The 14,096-nt window shown below is 68.5% G+C and carries 15 protein-coding genes; 3 read left to right on the forward strand and 12 right to left on the reverse strand.

Going from position 1 to position 14,096, the window contains the following annotated elements; genetic code table 11:
- The 12 genes from resB to Mth01_RS06915 form a co-directional block, all read right to left on the reverse strand.
- Positions 1 to 1,617, reverse strand: a complete 1,617-nt coding sequence (gene resB / locus Mth01_RS06860) for a cytochrome c biogenesis protein ResB (protein ID WP_239089427.1) — start codon at positions 1,615 to 1,617, stop codon at positions 1 to 3.
- Positions 1,617 to 2,348 carry a cytochrome c biogenesis CcdA family protein gene (locus tag Mth01_RS06865; RefSeq protein ID WP_204013171.1) on the reverse strand — a complete coding sequence of 244 codons (732 nt, stop codon included), beginning with the start codon at positions 2,346 to 2,348 and terminating at the stop codon, positions 1,617 to 1,619. The genes resB and Mth01_RS06865 overlap by 1 nt, the downstream gene beginning before the upstream one ends.
- Positions 2,349 to 2,351: 3 nt before the next feature.
- Positions 2,352 to 2,984, reverse strand: coding sequence for a TlpA family protein disulfide reductase (locus Mth01_RS06870; RefSeq protein WP_239089428.1), 633 nt, complete (start codon positions 2,982 to 2,984; stop codon positions 2,352 to 2,354).
- A 121-nt stretch (positions 2,985 to 3,105) separates the two neighbouring features.
- Complete coding sequence (locus Mth01_RS06875; RefSeq protein WP_204013174.1) at positions 3,106 to 3,768, reverse strand: histidine phosphatase family protein; 663 nt, start codon at positions 3,766 to 3,768, stop codon at positions 3,106 to 3,108.
- Positions 3,761 to 4,675, reverse strand: a complete 915-nt coding sequence (locus Mth01_RS06880; RefSeq protein WP_204013178.1) for a LysR family transcriptional regulator — start codon at positions 4,673 to 4,675, stop codon at positions 3,761 to 3,763. The genes Mth01_RS06875 and Mth01_RS06880 overlap by 8 nt, the downstream gene beginning before the upstream one ends.
- A 107-nt stretch (positions 4,676 to 4,782) precedes the next feature.
- Positions 4,783 to 5,553: an aldo/keto reductase gene (locus Mth01_RS06885; protein ID WP_204013181.1), complete on the reverse strand. Its 771-nt coding sequence runs from the start codon at positions 5,551 to 5,553 to the stop codon at positions 4,783 to 4,785.
- A gap of 5 nt (positions 5,554 to 5,558) precedes the next feature.
- A complete protein-coding gene (locus Mth01_RS06890; RefSeq protein ID WP_204013184.1) occupies positions 5,559 to 6,209 on the reverse strand; it encodes a 3'-5' exonuclease in 651 nt (216 codons plus the stop codon).
- A 24-nt stretch (positions 6,210 to 6,233) separates the two neighbouring features.
- Positions 6,234 to 7,511: a radical SAM protein gene (locus tag Mth01_RS06895; RefSeq protein WP_204013186.1), complete on the reverse strand. Its 1,278-nt coding sequence runs from the start codon at positions 7,509 to 7,511 to the stop codon at positions 6,234 to 6,236.
- The gene (locus Mth01_RS06900) at positions 7,508 to 8,038 is read right to left on the reverse strand and encodes a nucleoside-diphosphate kinase (protein ID WP_204013188.1); all 531 of its coding nucleotides are present in this window, start codon (positions 8,036 to 8,038) and stop codon (positions 7,508 to 7,510) included. The genes Mth01_RS06895 and Mth01_RS06900 overlap by 4 nt, the downstream gene beginning before the upstream one ends.
- The gene (locus Mth01_RS06905) at positions 8,035 to 9,081 is read right to left on the reverse strand and encodes a thymidylate synthase (RefSeq protein ID WP_204013190.1); all 1,047 of its coding nucleotides are present in this window, start codon (positions 9,079 to 9,081) and stop codon (positions 8,035 to 8,037) included. Before Mth01_RS06905 ends, Mth01_RS06900 begins: the two co-directional genes overlap by 4 nt.
- The gene (locus tag Mth01_RS06910) at positions 9,078 to 10,115 is read right to left on the reverse strand and encodes a CgeB family protein (protein ID WP_204013192.1); all 1,038 of its coding nucleotides are present in this window, start codon (positions 10,113 to 10,115) and stop codon (positions 9,078 to 9,080) included. The genes Mth01_RS06905 and Mth01_RS06910 overlap by 4 nt, the downstream gene beginning before the upstream one ends.
- Before the next feature lie 150 nt (positions 10,116 to 10,265).
- Entirely contained in the window at positions 10,266 to 10,802 is a 537-nt protein-coding gene (locus tag Mth01_RS06915) for an ATP-binding protein (RefSeq protein WP_275408895.1), read from the reverse strand.
- A gap of 241 nt (positions 10,803 to 11,043) precedes the next feature.
- On the opposite strand from Mth01_RS06915, the gene Mth01_RS06920 reads away from it, so the two are divergent.
- From Mth01_RS06920 to Mth01_RS06930, 3 genes are all read left to right on the forward strand, one after another.
- Positions 11,044 to 12,543 (forward strand): hypothetical protein, encoded by a 1,500-nt coding sequence (locus Mth01_RS06920; protein WP_239089430.1) that lies wholly within the window; start codon positions 11,044 to 11,046, stop codon positions 12,541 to 12,543.
- A 9-nt stretch (positions 12,544 to 12,552) separates the two neighbouring features.
- A complete protein-coding gene (locus tag Mth01_RS06925) occupies positions 12,553 to 13,131 on the forward strand; it encodes a GNAT family N-acetyltransferase (RefSeq protein ID WP_204013197.1) in 579 nt (192 codons plus the stop codon).
- A 192-nt stretch (positions 13,132 to 13,323) separates the two neighbouring features.
- A complete protein-coding gene (locus tag Mth01_RS06930; protein ID WP_239089431.1) occupies positions 13,324 to 13,920 on the forward strand; it encodes a Uma2 family endonuclease in 597 nt (198 codons plus the stop codon).
- Positions 13,921 to 14,096 lie beyond the last annotated feature (176 nt).

The following is a 14,096-nucleotide window of genomic DNA, read 5'->3' on the forward strand; positions in this document are numbered from 1 at the left end:
CTACTCCTCGCGAAGCATGGTGACGATCTCGGCGAACTCCGCGGAGAAGGCCGCACCACTGCCTTCGGTGCGGGTCAATCCTCCCACCGTGACCTTCCCGTCCCGCACCCGCACCCAGACGCGCCGACGGCGGATGGTCAGGGACAGCACCAGCCCGAGCACGGCGGCGGACGCGGCCAGCAGCGCGGGCAGCCGACCCGGGTCATAGGTGGTCTGCAGGCTGATCCACTCCTTGACGCCGGTGAACTGGATCTTCCCGGTGCCGTCGGCCAGTTCGAGGGTGTCGCCGACGGCCAGCGGCTTGGGCTGGGCGGACATCTTGCCGAGCGGCTTCAGCCCGTCGGTGTCGAGCTGGTAGACCGACTGCGGCACACCCGACCTCATGCCGAGGTCTCCCCCGAACGGGAAGATCTGCACCGTCGGGTTGACCGCGCCGGGGAACACCGAGACCCACGCGTCGCCGTTCGGCACGGTGGTGGGCAGGAAGCGGCCCAGGAAGCCGAGCTGCAGCGGCTGGGCGTCCGGGGCCTTGATGACGCATTCGGACGTGTAGGTGGCCTGGTCGGCGGCGAGACACGGCACCGGTCCCTCGTAGGCCACCTGGCCCTTGCCGTCGGTCACTTTGAACGTCGGAGCGTAACCGTGGCCGATGAGGTAGGTCAGCGTGCCGTCGACGTCCAGCGGCTCGTTGACCTTGAGGTCGAAGTCCCGCGGTGTCGATGTCGGGGATTCCTGGACCGAGAGCTTCGCGCTGTAGTCGAGCGGCTGGCCCTGTTTGGCCCCGGCCGCCACATACGTGGCCTCGAAGTCCTTCAGCGTGAACGAGAACGGCTGCAGCGACTCGGCCGACACCTGCTGCCCCGGCATGAACCGGTCGTAGGCCGCCACCGCGTTGGCGAAGCCGTCACCTTCGACCACGAGCACGTTGCCGCGGTAGCCGTACAGTGCGCCGGCGCCGACCGCGAACAGAATCGCGAGCAGCGCGACGTGGAAGAGCAGGTTGCCGGTCTCGCGCAGGTAGCCCTTCTCCGCCGCCACCCAGTCGGACCCAGTGACCGCGTCGTGCCCGGTGACGACCCGGAACCGCCTGCGGCGCAGCCGTTTCGCCGCCTCCTCGGCAGTCAGGTCGCCCTCGAATGCCTCACCGTGCGGCAGGCGCAGCAGGTTGCGCGGGGCGGCCGGGGGTTTGCGGCGGATCTCCTTGACGTGGAGCAGGGCGCGGGGCAGCACGCACCCGGCCAGTGAGACGAACAGCAGCAGGTAGATCGCGGCGAACCAGGGCGCGCTGAACACGTCGAACATCCAGAACCGGTCGAGCCATTTCGCCGCGGTCGGACTGTCCTGGAAATACCGCGCGACCTGGCCGGGATCGACGCCGCGCTGTGGGTAGATCGACCCGGGGATCGACGCGAGCGCGAACAGGAACAGCAGGATCAGCGCGGTCCGCATCGAGGTGAGCGTCCGCCAGCCCCAGCGGAGCCAGCCGACCACCCCCAACCCGGCCGGCCGCCTGGACTCCGCCGCGGCCTGTTCGACCGGCTGCTCCTCGACCGACTGCTCTACGGCAGGCTTCGTCGCTTCGGTGTCGCTGGGCATGTTGTCGCGCTGCGCCATCATCAGATCACCGGCTCGAATCCGGTCACCCAGCCCTGCAGGCGGATGATCATGTCGCCCCACAGACCGGTCACGAGCAGCACGCCCACTGCGACGAGCATGGCACCCCCGATGCGAGTGATGAGCGGCGTGTGACGGCGCACCGCCTTGAACGCGTGCAACGCCTTCCGGTAGGCGAGCCCGGCCAGCACGAACGGCAGGCCGAGACCCAGCGCGTACGCGAAGGCGAGCACGGCCCCGCGTACGGCGCTGCCCTGATCGACCGAGAGCGTGAGGACCACGGCCAGCGTCGGCCCGATGCAGGGCGTCCAGCCGAGTCCGAAGACGATCCCGAGCAGCGGCGCCCCGGCGAGCCCGGCGGCCGGGAGCCGGTGGATCCGCACGTCCCGCTGCAGACCCGGGATGAGCCCGAGGAACGCCAGTCCGAGGACGATCGTGACCGCGCCGAGCACGCGCGTGATGACCTCGGCGTTGCCCAGCAGCATGCCCCCGAGGCCGCCGAAGAGCGCGCCGCCGAGCACGAAAACGGCCGCGAAGCCGAGCACGAACAGCGCGCTGCCCAGCACCATCCGCCCCCGCCTGGGGTCCCCGGTCATACCCGTGACGTACGACAGGTAGCCGGGGACCAGCGGCAGCACGCACGGGGAGACGAACGACACCAGGCCGGCGATCACCGCGATCGGGACGGCCACCAGCAGCGAGCCGGACGCGACCGCCGTGCCGAGATCACCCATCGGTCACCGGCCGCCTTCGTCGGCCACCCTGGTGACGGCGGCCAACAGGTCGTCGTACTTGACCTTGCCGAGGGCGCGGGCGGCGATGCGGCCCTTAGCGTCGATGATCAGAGTCGAGGGGATCGCGGCCGGGGGCACGGTGCCCTGGAAGGCCAGCAGCACCTTGCCGGTCTTGTCGAAGATGCTCGGGTAGCCGGGCTGCACGCTGCGCTCGAACGCCTGGGCGGAGGCCTCGAGGTCCTTGAAGTTGACCCCGACGAACTCCACTCCCCTGGGCTTCGTCACGGCCGCGATGTCCTTGAGCACCGGTCCCTCGGCCCGGCAGGGGGCGCACCAGGACGCCCAGAAGTTCAGCACGTAGATCTTGCCCGGCTGCAGCTTCGCCGTGCCGCCGTCCAGCGTGGGCCCCTCGATCGCCGGGGCCGCGTGGCGCTGCGCGGCATCGAAGAACTCGACCCGCCCGTCGCCGGCGATGAACCGTGTGTCGCCGGATTTCGGTTGGGCGGCCTGGTTGCCCGCGCAGCCCGCCAGGGCCGTGACGGCGGTCACGGCCAGCGCCGCGATCGCGGCCAGGCTCTTGACGGGCCTTCCAGCGGGCCTTTCGGCGGGCCTTCCGGCGGACCTCTTGGCGGACACGGAAAGAGGATCTCCCTGCACTACGATCGGTAGAGCTTCCAGCCTACCGATCGACTGCCGTGCCCGGTCCGGTGCCCCAGTCCGGTGGCCCAGTCCGGTGGCCCCGCCGGAGAGCCGGTCCTCAGCCGGTCTCCTCGAACATCGCGGCCTCGCCCTGCGGCGGCGTACCTCTCACCAGTGCTCCCGCGGGCTCGCTGTAGCCGACGCTGACCAGACGGTCGCCCTCGAACGTGAAGCTGGTGAGGCTCGCCAGCTCGCACTGCCTGCGGCGCGGGTCGTGCCAGAGCCGTCGGCCCTCCGCCGCGAGTCGGGTGACCCAGATGGGCAGTTGGTGGCTGACGAGCAGCGCCTCGTGACCGCGCGCCTGCCCGCGAGCGTCGTCGATGACCGACTTCATCCGCGCCACGACCTCGACGTACGGCTCGCCCCAGGATGGGCGGAAGGGGTTCATGAAGTGCCGGTAGCGGCGGGGATCGCGGAAGAGCGGCCCACCGCCGCCGACGCGCAGGCCCTCGAAGACGTTGGCCGCCTCGGTCAGCCGGTCGTCGAGTCCGATCTCCAGCCCCAGCATTCGGGCGGACGGCGCGGCCGTCTCCTGGGCGCGCTCCATCGGAGAGCTCAGGACGGCGACGATGTCCCGGCCGGCGACCGCCTTGGCGACCGTCTCCGCCATCCGCCGCCCGAGTCCGGACAGGTGGTAACCGGGCAGCCTGCCGTACAGCACACCGGTGGGATTGTCGACCTCACCATGGCGCAGGAGGTGGACGACGGTCATCTCACTCATGGTCCCGACAGCCTACAGCGCACGCATGCCGGAGGGCTTCGACGGCCGCGCGGATGGCGGGTCGACGGGCCGCGTCGGTCCGCCAGATGGCGTAGATCTGCCGCATGGGCGACGGCTCGATCTCCAGTACGGCGACGCCCGGCGGCAGCGGCCCGCGCCCCAGTCGGGGGATCAGCGCGCAACCGTGGCCGCCTGCGACGAACGCGAGCTGGGTCGGGTACTCGTCGGCCATGCAGACGATGTGGGGCTCCCTCTCGGCCGACCGGAGCAGGAACGTCAGGAAGTCGTGGCAGACCGTGCCCGGCGACGAGCTGATCCAGTCGTCCCCGGCCAACTCGGCGATCCGCACCGCGCCCGAACCGGCCAGCGGGTGGCCGATCGGCACCACGACGTCGGCGACGTCGTCGAGCAGCGTCGCACGCGACAGACCGTCGGGCAGCGCCATCGGACGGTTGAGCCAGTCCTGCACCACGGCGAGATCGATCTCGCCCCGGGAGACCTCGCGGATCTGCCGCTCCGGCTCGCGCTCGTAGACGAGCAGGTCGAGATCGGGATGACGCTCCTTCAGTGTGGACAGCGCACCGGGCAGGATGCCCCGGGCTCCCGTCGGGAAGGCGGCCATCGTCAGCTTGCCGACGACCGTGCCCCGCAGCGCCTCGAAATCGGCCTCAGCGGTCTCCACCAGGGCGAGGATGCGCTGCGCGTGATCGGCCAGCAGGCCGGCCGCGTCGGTCAGCCGCACCCCGCGTCCACTGCGCTCGACGAGCACGCTGCCGGTCTCGCGTTCGAGCTTGGCGATCTGCTGGGAGATGGCCGACGGGGTGACCATCAGCGCCTCGGCCGCCGCGCCCACCGACCCGTACACCGAGACCGCGTGCAACGCCTTCAGCCGATTCAAATCCAACATGTAAGCCAGACTAAAACCAAATCCCTAAAAAATCTCATCTGCGCTCAATCGTCATGTCAGGGCTGCATCTATGCAGGTAATGCGGCACTCGGGGCGATAGACGGAGATCAGACTGCGGCGTTCACTAGCTCCATCAGGTGGGAGGGCGAGCCGGTGCCGGGGATCGGGGCGACATGGTCGCCGAGGGACAGAAGCCATCGCAGGGCAGTGCGGCCTCCATCGGCGGTGAGCGCGCCGGCGTTCAACGGCCGATAGGCCACGAAGGGGATGCCGCGGTCGCGGCAGTAGCCGACGGCAGGGTCGTCTGGCTCGTCGCGGTTGAGGCAGTTCTGCACTGCGGCGATCGGGACGATGCGGGCGGCCTCCTCGATCTGGGCGCATGAGACCTTGGACAGCCCCACCGCCCGAATCTTGCCCTCCTTGTGGAGGTCGGCGAGCTCGCCGACCTGATCGGCGAGGGGCACGGCCGGGTCGATGCGGTGCAGGTAGCACAGCCCAATCGTTTCGGTTGCCAGGCGTCGCAGGCTGGCTTCCACCGCGGCGCGCAGGTAGTCGGGCCGACCGAGCGGACGCCAGATGTTCGGGCCGGGGCGTATCATGCCGACCTTGGTGGCGACAAGCACCTGGTCGGGGTAGGGGTGGAGCGCCGTGCGGACGAGCTCTTCAACGGTGTGCGGGCCGTAGGCGTCTGCGGTGTCGATGTGGGTGATGCCCGCTTCGATCGCCTGGCGGAGCACGGCGACCGCAGCGAGCGGGTCGGTGGGGTGGTCCCAGGTGCCGGGGCCGGTCAGGCGCATGGTGCCGAAGCCCAGGCGGGAGACTGGCTTGTCGGCGATGGCGATGGTGCCGCCAGGTGCGGCCGTAGTTTCGTCATTCATGAGAATTAAAATCCCAGGGTGAGTTGCTCCTGCGGTCCCGGCGCGACGTTCTCTCCATCCATCGGGACACCGGCAAGCCGGACGAGTTCGGCCATCGTGGTGTCGCCCCGGCTCGGCAGGACAGCGATCAGCGCGGGTAGCAGTAGCGTCACTGCGACCGTGTCCCATAGCGCTCGGTGTGGTTGTCCATCCGGGACGAGGGCGTTCACCTGCTCTGTCAGACGGTGTTCGGTTAGCAAGGCGGTGAGGGATTTGCCGGTCCGGTTACCGTGGACGTAGCGGGCCAGGCGGAGGGTGTCGAGCAGCGCGGCCGGGCGTAAGCGTGGGGAGCGCCGGTGCAGCAGGCGCCAGTCGACCCGTACGTTGTGCCCGACGATGATCGCGGCCTGGACGCGGTCCCGTACGGCGGGCTCGACGGCGTTCCACGGCGGGGCTTGGGCGAGGATCTCGTTGGTCAGGCCGGGTGAGGTCCAGGGGCGGCGCGGGATGCGCCGCCCCGGGTTGACGAGCGAGTGCCACCCCTGGTCGAGGGCGGGACGGCCGACAGCCATGGGGACGAGCGCGATCTCCAGGATCGCTTCGTCATCGTGGTCTTGGCTGCCGCTGCCCTCCAGGTCGAGCGCGACCATCGGAGTCTGTTCCCACCGCTGCGGCATCGCTCGTCACCTCTTCAGTCGTGGTCAGTCGTCGTCGTGGCGCGCGCTTGCGGCGAGCCGTTCGCGGGCCTGCTCAAGCAGGTCCTGTTCCTCTGGGGTCAGTGTGTACCCTTCCAGGGCCCGCCCGTGGGCGGAATGGACGTGCGGGTGTTCGACTTCCCAGACCTGGTATCCGAAGTAGTGCTGCAGCGCGTAGCGGCGCTGCTCCCCGAGCTTGGCGGTCAAGACATGCCCGTCCTCGATGAGGAATGGTGTGTCGGGATCGAAACCGAACATCTCCAGGGCGGTCCGGAACTCGTCGGGGGTTGGCGCTTTCAGGGCCTGTCGGCACCGTGCGACCTGCTCAGATGGGCAGATGTCGCACAGTTCCGGTACGCCGAGGTGGCCGTTGTAGTCGGGCAACTTCCAGGCGGCGGTCACCCCGCAACTCGTCTTGCGGTACAGGGGGATGGAGATACCTGAGTCGCGCCAGGCCTGGACAACGCTGGCGTCGAGTTCGCCGGGGAGGACCTTGCGGCGCTGCCAGTTGTCGGCGTACGGCACCGGCACGCCAAGGTCGCGCAGGTAGGTGGCGTTTTCCTCCTTGTGGTAGTAGCCGGTGAAGACGATCGCGTCGACGCCGGTCTCGTCGGCGACCTGGAGAACTCCGGCCATGGTGTCGGGGTCGTCGTTCCACCCGGGGACGATGGGCCTCCAGTACAGGATCACCTTCGTGTTGCCCCGGTGGGCGGCGGCCGTGCGAATGGAGTCGACGGTGGTGCTGGTCTTGGCGATCGGCTCGACTCGGGCATCGTTGATCCCCGAGTAGGTGAACAGCAGCGTCGGCCGGATGTACTGCAGTCGGCCGAGCCTGGCCATGTCTTCTTCTCGGACGTGGAAGCGGGTGATGATGAGCACGAGGTTGCTCAGGCCGCGCCGGTCCAGTTCCTCCAGAACGGCGAAGGTGTGCGGTTTCACCCCGGGCAAGAACGGGTCGGTGGCCTTGTTGAACAGCTGCAGCGGCGTGGTGTGCGGCAGGAACTCCGGGTGGGCTACGAGCATCTCGACGGCTTCGGGCGTGGTGACGAGCATCTGAGGGACCTTGTCGTCGAAGTTTCCCCAGAAGTGCCGTACGCAGTAGCCGCAGTCGAGCGGGCAGCCGACGATGTGGTTGAGCGACAGCCCGGACTTGCGGTTGCCGACGATGAGCCGCATGTAGGGGTCGAGGGTGGCCTGCTGCTCGGCGGGCATGACCTTCAGGTCGGTGGGCCGCAGCCCGGCGCGGTGGATGGTCGGGGGCGGGAGAACAGGTTCCGCGGTCATTGTTCCTCCGTGAGTAGATGGATCCCGGTGGGGCCGTACCAGATGCCGATGTCGCGTGCGACGCAGCCGGGGCGGTCGCTGGTGTGGATCAGGTTGTCGATCAGCTGGCCGCGGGCGCGGGCCTGCCGCAGGCTGTCGATGCCGAACCGGCCACGGATGGTGCCGGGGTCGGCGGTGGAGGGGTCGGTCGGTCCGATCAGGGTCCGCAGCCGGGCGGGCGCGTTGTCGCCGTTGGCGATGGCCACGACCACTTGCTGGCCGACATACAGCCGGCGCAGGTCGGTGGCGACGTCGAAGCCGAACTCGGCCGACACCTGCGGGGCGAGCATGTCGTCGTAGTGGGCCATGACCTGCTGCTCAGTGGCAGCGATCAGGCGGGGGTGGGATACCTGGACATGCTCGGCCAGGCAGGCCAGGACCTGATCGACCAGGCCCCGGAGGACGCAGTCGGGCTTGAGCAGGATGGCCGACCAGCGGGTCCAGTCGATGCCGCCAGGGGCCCGCCGGATGCCGGGCTGGGCGATCATGGCGTGACCGCCTGCACGGGTGCGGCATTCGGGACGGCCGGGATGTACAGGGGCGGGATCCGGCCGGGCCACCGCTGGGCGAGCAGCCACCGGTACAACGCGGGGAGGGTGTCGAGGACGCCGCCGCTGACCGTGCCGTCCTGGTGAACGATCTGGCGGTGCACCTCGAACAGGGCCAGGACGTGCTGCCAGTACGGGTCGAGCATGGCGACGTCGGCGGCCTTCGGGTTCAGCGGGCTGTCGTTGGTCCGCAGGCGCTGCTCCCATTCAAGGACGGTGGCCAGCGTGTCGGGGCCGGTAGGCGGCATGGTCGGCGGGTCGAGTGCGGGGGCGGCAGTCTCGGCGAGGGTGGCCTCGGCCCGGGGAAGGTCGGCGACGGCCAGGTGCATGGACGACACGAGGTGGGTGTAGGTGCCGAGGGGGACGCCGAGGTGCTGGGCAGTGTACTCGGCGATCACGGTGAAGGAGAACACGTCGCAGGCCAGGCCGATCCAGGCGTCGTTGCCGCGCATGAACGCCACGGTGTGCAGCGCGCCGTCGCGGAGGAGGAACTGCAGGGCGAGGGTGCAGGCGACGTCGGGATTGCCGGGGTCGGCCAGTTCGGTGGGCCTCATGATGACCATGGCCGCGCGTTTGCTGCCGGCATCGCGGCGCAGCAGGTCCACCACATGATCCCATTGGGAGGCGCCGGGTGGGGTGAACAGGCGCGGCCCGTAGGCAGTGCCGGTCAGGTGCTGCCCGTCGGCCGACAGTGCCCGCAGCCGGGGCGCGTAGTAGGCGATCATATCGAGGTCGTCGCGGCCGGCCAGATACCACAGCGCCTCGGCGTAGTTGAACACGATGTTCGGACGGCGGGCCACCAGGTAGGGGATGCGATGGCGGGGGTCGGTGAGGGTGAAGCCGGCGCCGAGGATCTCGCTGAAGGTTTTCCCTCGCGCGCTGGCCGTGTAGTTCGGCTGGGTGAGAATCCGGTGCAGCACCGCCCGGTAGGCGTCGTGGAACGTCGCGAAGGTAGGCAGGCCGACGGGGGCAGGGGGTGTCACCGGTACGCCTTTCTCGTGGAGTGGGTCAGGGTGGCCATGAGCCGTTCGAGCTCGGCGACCTGGCGGGAGTGGCGGAACAGGTTGAGCCGGTTGAGACAGGCGGCGATCAGGTCGGCGTGCTCGGGCGTGCCCTGGATGCCACGGAGCCAGGCCAGGCGCTCCAGGACCTCGTCGCCATCGGCGACATGCAACTCGGTGGGAGTGATCTGGTCGGCGCTGAGGAGGGTGGTCGGGGTCAGGGGCAAGCACCCGGCCAGCACCGCTTCGGGGAACCGCTGGGACACAGATCCGGTCGCGGAGTACCGGTCGGGCATGAGCAGGACCGTGGCCAGCGCGGTGCTGTAGATGGGGCTGACCTCGGTGAACGGGGCACGGCCGGTGAAGTTCACATGCGGCCATGGTTCGATGCGGGTCCACTTGCCGGCCACCCGATGGGGAACGCGGGCGGCGGGCGGCGCGAAGAACCGGTCGAACGCCTCATCGCGGTCGTACTGGTTGCCGACGTAGGCCAGATCCAACGGCCGGTCCGCGACGGCGAGCCGGGTAGGGTCGGCGGCCTCCAGCAGGTCGTCGGGGACCATCGCCGCCAACGTCGGGGCCGGGGGTGACGGCCGAAGGGCGGGATCGCAGACGATGACGTGCGGGGTTCCACGCAGCAGGTCGTCGGAGGGGAGTTGCCGGTCGGTGTCCCACAACACCGTCGGGGTGCCCCGATCGGTGTAATGGGCGAGCAGGTCGGCCTGGCGGTGCAGGTCGCAGGTGTGCCCGGTCGTGCCGCACGGAGTGGTGTTACGGCCGGGCAGCGGCCACCGCCACTCGCAGAACAGCACATCCAGCGGGGGAAGCCCAGTGTCCCAGACGTAGGGCTGGGCTGTGCCGGCCTCCAGGCGGTCGCGATCCTGCTGCAGCAGGATCACCTCGTGGCCGTGGCCCAGAAGGGTGTCGATGATGCCCTGACGCCAGAACCGGCCGCCGTCAGGGGTGTCCACGATGCCGGGGCCGATGAAGCCCCAGAAGCTGTAACCGATCCTCATGCCACGATCTCCTCCTTCGGGGATGTGACCGACCCGGGTGTATTCCGGGCGCGTACTGGATGCGCATCGCACCGCGCCATGGCGCCGATGCCAGTTCGCCCACTCGTGCAGTAGGTCCACGTACCGCACGGCGGTCTCTGGCACCCGTGCTCAGGGCGATGAGAACAGGGAGACCTGGGGTCGGAAAGGCGGGGTCGATACCTCGAACCAGACACCGGTGCCCCAGCGGCCTGTGCCGTACAGCCGAACCGTCCGAGCCCCGCACCGTCCCCCGGTATAGGCCACGACGATTCGCAGGCCTCGCTCACTGTCGGTCAGCAGGTGGCCGCCGTCGGAGCTGCCAAGAGGGCGATCGAGCAAACGGTCGACCAGGGCTGCGCCGTTTCCGGAGACGGCCACCTCAACGTGAACGGGCAGACCGGCCTCGTACAGAATTCGCAGCTCATAGGGGCCGGGTGCATGCCTGATGGCGTTGGTCGCCAGCTCAGAGATCACTAGTTCCAGCTCATCGACCACCTCAGAATCGATGGGAATGCCGGACAGTCGCTCCCGCAGGAGGAGCCTGGCTCGGCGAGGTGCGTCACGAGGAGGCAAGCACCATACGGACGTCCGGTACCAGTTGCTGCGAAGCGATCGATATGTGGCCTGAGCCAGTGGTTCGGCAGGTGGAGCATGCGTGGGAAGCATCGCCACTCCTGTCACAGAGAGCTATCAGGGACTGCACTAAGTGAACCCTGTGTCGCTCCCGATAGTCACCCCGGTCCCAGACATGGTTTCCATGCACGCCTCCCAGCCTCTGACCTGCGAATTCGCAACAGAAGACGATGGACCTATGCCGCCGATACGGTCGCTGTCCGATTTGTGCTGTTGCCGATCACGGCCATCAGGGCAACCCTGGCCACCAGAAGCCTCACACGAGGGAGCCTTGATGAGCGGATGGAGCAAGCGAGACGTCAATCGTCTTCGATCACGGATGACCCAGCAGGGCCGGAGCGTGGAAGAGATCGCCGAGGAGATCCGGCACCTGTGCGGTTGCTCCCGGCTGGCTGCCTTCCGCATGGCGCACGGGCTCAGCCAGCCTGAGGTGGTCGACCGGTACCGGCAGGACGCCCCGGCATCGGTCATCGATCAGCCGCTGCTGTCGCGGCTGGAGATGTTCCCCGCCGTCGGATCACGATCACCGCAGGCGACTCAGATCATCGCCCTGGCCGGCGTCTACGGGACCACGCCGCTACGCCTGCTGGATCCCCAGGCGCTGGACCGGATGGACGCCCAGGAACGCGCCGTCCTGATGCGCTGCAACGCCGCCTTCGCCCCGGCCGTACCGGTTCCGGCCAGTGAGACAGCCGGTGAGACAGCTTCACCTGCGACATCCCGGTCACGAGAAAGCCTGATGCCCGGGAGCATAGAAAGAGAGGTTGAGATGGCCGCACGCAGAGCGCTGCGATTCGCCGTCATGGTCGAGGGCAGCAACGTCGGACCCGAGACCCTGGATCAGCTCCATGACGAGGTGGCCCGCCTCGCACTGGCCTATCAGCAGCAGCCACTCCCCATCCTGCTGGGGGAACTGATCGACTTGCAGGACGTGTCCTTCCGCCTGATCGAGGGCCGCCAGCGGCCCGCCGAGACCGCGGAGATGTACCTGCTCACCGGCGTCATCTGCGGCATGCTCGCCAAGGCCAGCCACGACCTGGGTGAACCGCATTCGGCGATGACTCAGGCGCGCACCGCCTTCGTGTGCGCGGAAAACGCCGGCCACGACGGCCTGCGCGCCTGGACCCGCGGCCTACAATCGATGATCGCGTACTGGGCGGGCTGGCCGAACGAGGCCGCTCGCTATGCGCAATCCGGAGCCGAGCCGGCCACCCGGACGCGGGGAACCGCGGCAGTGTGGCTCCCCGCCCAGGAGGCCCGAGTGTGGGCCACCCTCGGAGACGAGATCCGCGCATTGGAGGCGATCACTCGCGCGACCGATGCCCGCGACCAGGTCGAGGCCGACGACCTGGACGCCATCGGCGGCATCATGACCTTCCCCAGACCGCGTCAGCTGTACTACGCCGCCGATACTCACGTGTGGCTGCCCGGCAACGAAGACCGAGCTGACCGCTTCGCCGCTGAAGCTATCACCGCGTACGGCGAGGCCGACCCCGCGGACCGCTCCTTCAGCGACGAAGCCGGAGCCCGGGCCGACCAGGCACTGGCCCGGGTCAACCTCGGCGACGTCGACGGTGCTGTCGAAGCTCTCCGCCCTGTCCTCGATCTACCCTCCGATCAGCGGATCGGCGGCATCGTCTCCAGCACCATGCGGGTCCACACCGCACTGCGCATGCCCCAGTACCGAAACGCCGCAGCCGCACGCGACCTGCAACGAGAAATCGAGTTCTACAGCCAGACGCCCGCAGCGGCGGCGCTACCCCGAAGTCGTTAGTCTCGCCGCATGTACCCGGTCACGCTCACCTCCTCAACCGTCAGCCTGCGCGAGTTCGCCGCCCCTGACGACGTGGACGCCGTATTGGCCATCTACGGCGACCCACGTGTTACCGAGCACCTGAGCTTCGAGCCACGCGACCGGACTCAGGTAGAAGCCACCCTCACAAGCGCGACCAAGGCCGCCAGGGGCGAACCGCGGACCGAGTACTCCTTGGCCGCGGTCCGTCCCACGGGAGATGTCATCGCCTTCGCCCGCCTGGCCATCGACACCCAGCATCCCGGCCAGAACAGCGGGCAGATCGGCTTCGCGCTCCGCGCCGACCAGTGGGAGCAGGGACTCGGCAGCCAGGTGGTGGAACTCCTGCTGCGGCTTGGCTTCGACGAACTCGGCCTGCACCGCATCTGGGGCGCCCGCAGCCCCGACAACCACGCCTCCAGACGGCTGATGCGAAAGCTCGGCATGATCGAGGAAGGCCGCATCCGTGACCATCTCCTCGTACGAGGCCGGTGGCGGGACTCCATCGTCCACTCGATCCTCGAACACGAATGGCAGCCAAGCCCCTCCCCTGCTTCATCTGAACGATAGGACAACGAGGACGAGAAGCGAGTGAGTGAAATCAGGATAGACGACACCGTTGACGCCCGGCGCGCGTCAACGCCCGCATGGTGTTCCCCGCAGCCCAGTGCCTGGGGTTCATGGGTGATGACAGGCAGCGCGAAAACGAAGATGAGCCAGATAATCATGCATGGCGACGACAACGCCACTACGGTGCACGACGTGAGCAGCGCGCTCGAGTACTGGCCTGCCCCGCCGCCCTGGGGATGGACCGCGGAAGATCTCGATCACCTGCCCCCGGAAGGTCCCAACGGGGAGCCCGACTTCTTCGAACACGTCGAACTGATCGATGGAGCACTTGTCCTCAGGGCACCCCAGCGGCGGTTCCACCAGCGGCTCATCCGCGGACTGACCGCGTGCCTCGACTCGCAGGCCCCGGCGCACCTCGCGCCGGTGCACCGTATGGACGTCAAGCTCGGGCACCGGACACGCCCGTGTCCCGATGTAGCGGTCATCGACGCCGAGGCCGCGGCGGACATGGCCCGCACCTTCTATGAGACGCGGGAGGTCCATCTCGTGATCGAGATCGTCTCTCCGGAGTCGGTGGAGCGCGACCGCAAGCTCAAGCCGCTGCGGTACGCGGAGGCGGGCATTCCCCACTTCTGGCGGGTGGAGGAGAACGAGGGCAGACCCGTCGTCTACGTATACGAGCGCGACCCGGCCACCGGTTCGTACGGCCTCACCGGCATCCACCACGGCCTGCTGACCGTGTCCGTACCCTTCCAGATCGAGATCGACCTCGACGCACTGGTCAAGTAGTGGCCCGTCTATCGGGTTGGTAGACCCTGTCTCAGGCCTTCTGGCGCATGATATCTACGGGGGGAGACAGGAAAGATGTACGGTGAGCTCAAGAAAGGGGCTTGCCATGCTTCTCAACTTCCGATTGGCGAATGTTCTCTCATTCCGAGACGACCAGCGACTGTCACTGATCGCGA

Source organism: Sphaerimonospora thailandensis, from assembly GCF_016863115.1.
Lineage (GTDB): Bacteria > Actinomycetota > Actinomycetes > Streptosporangiales > Streptosporangiaceae > Sphaerimonospora > Sphaerimonospora cavernae.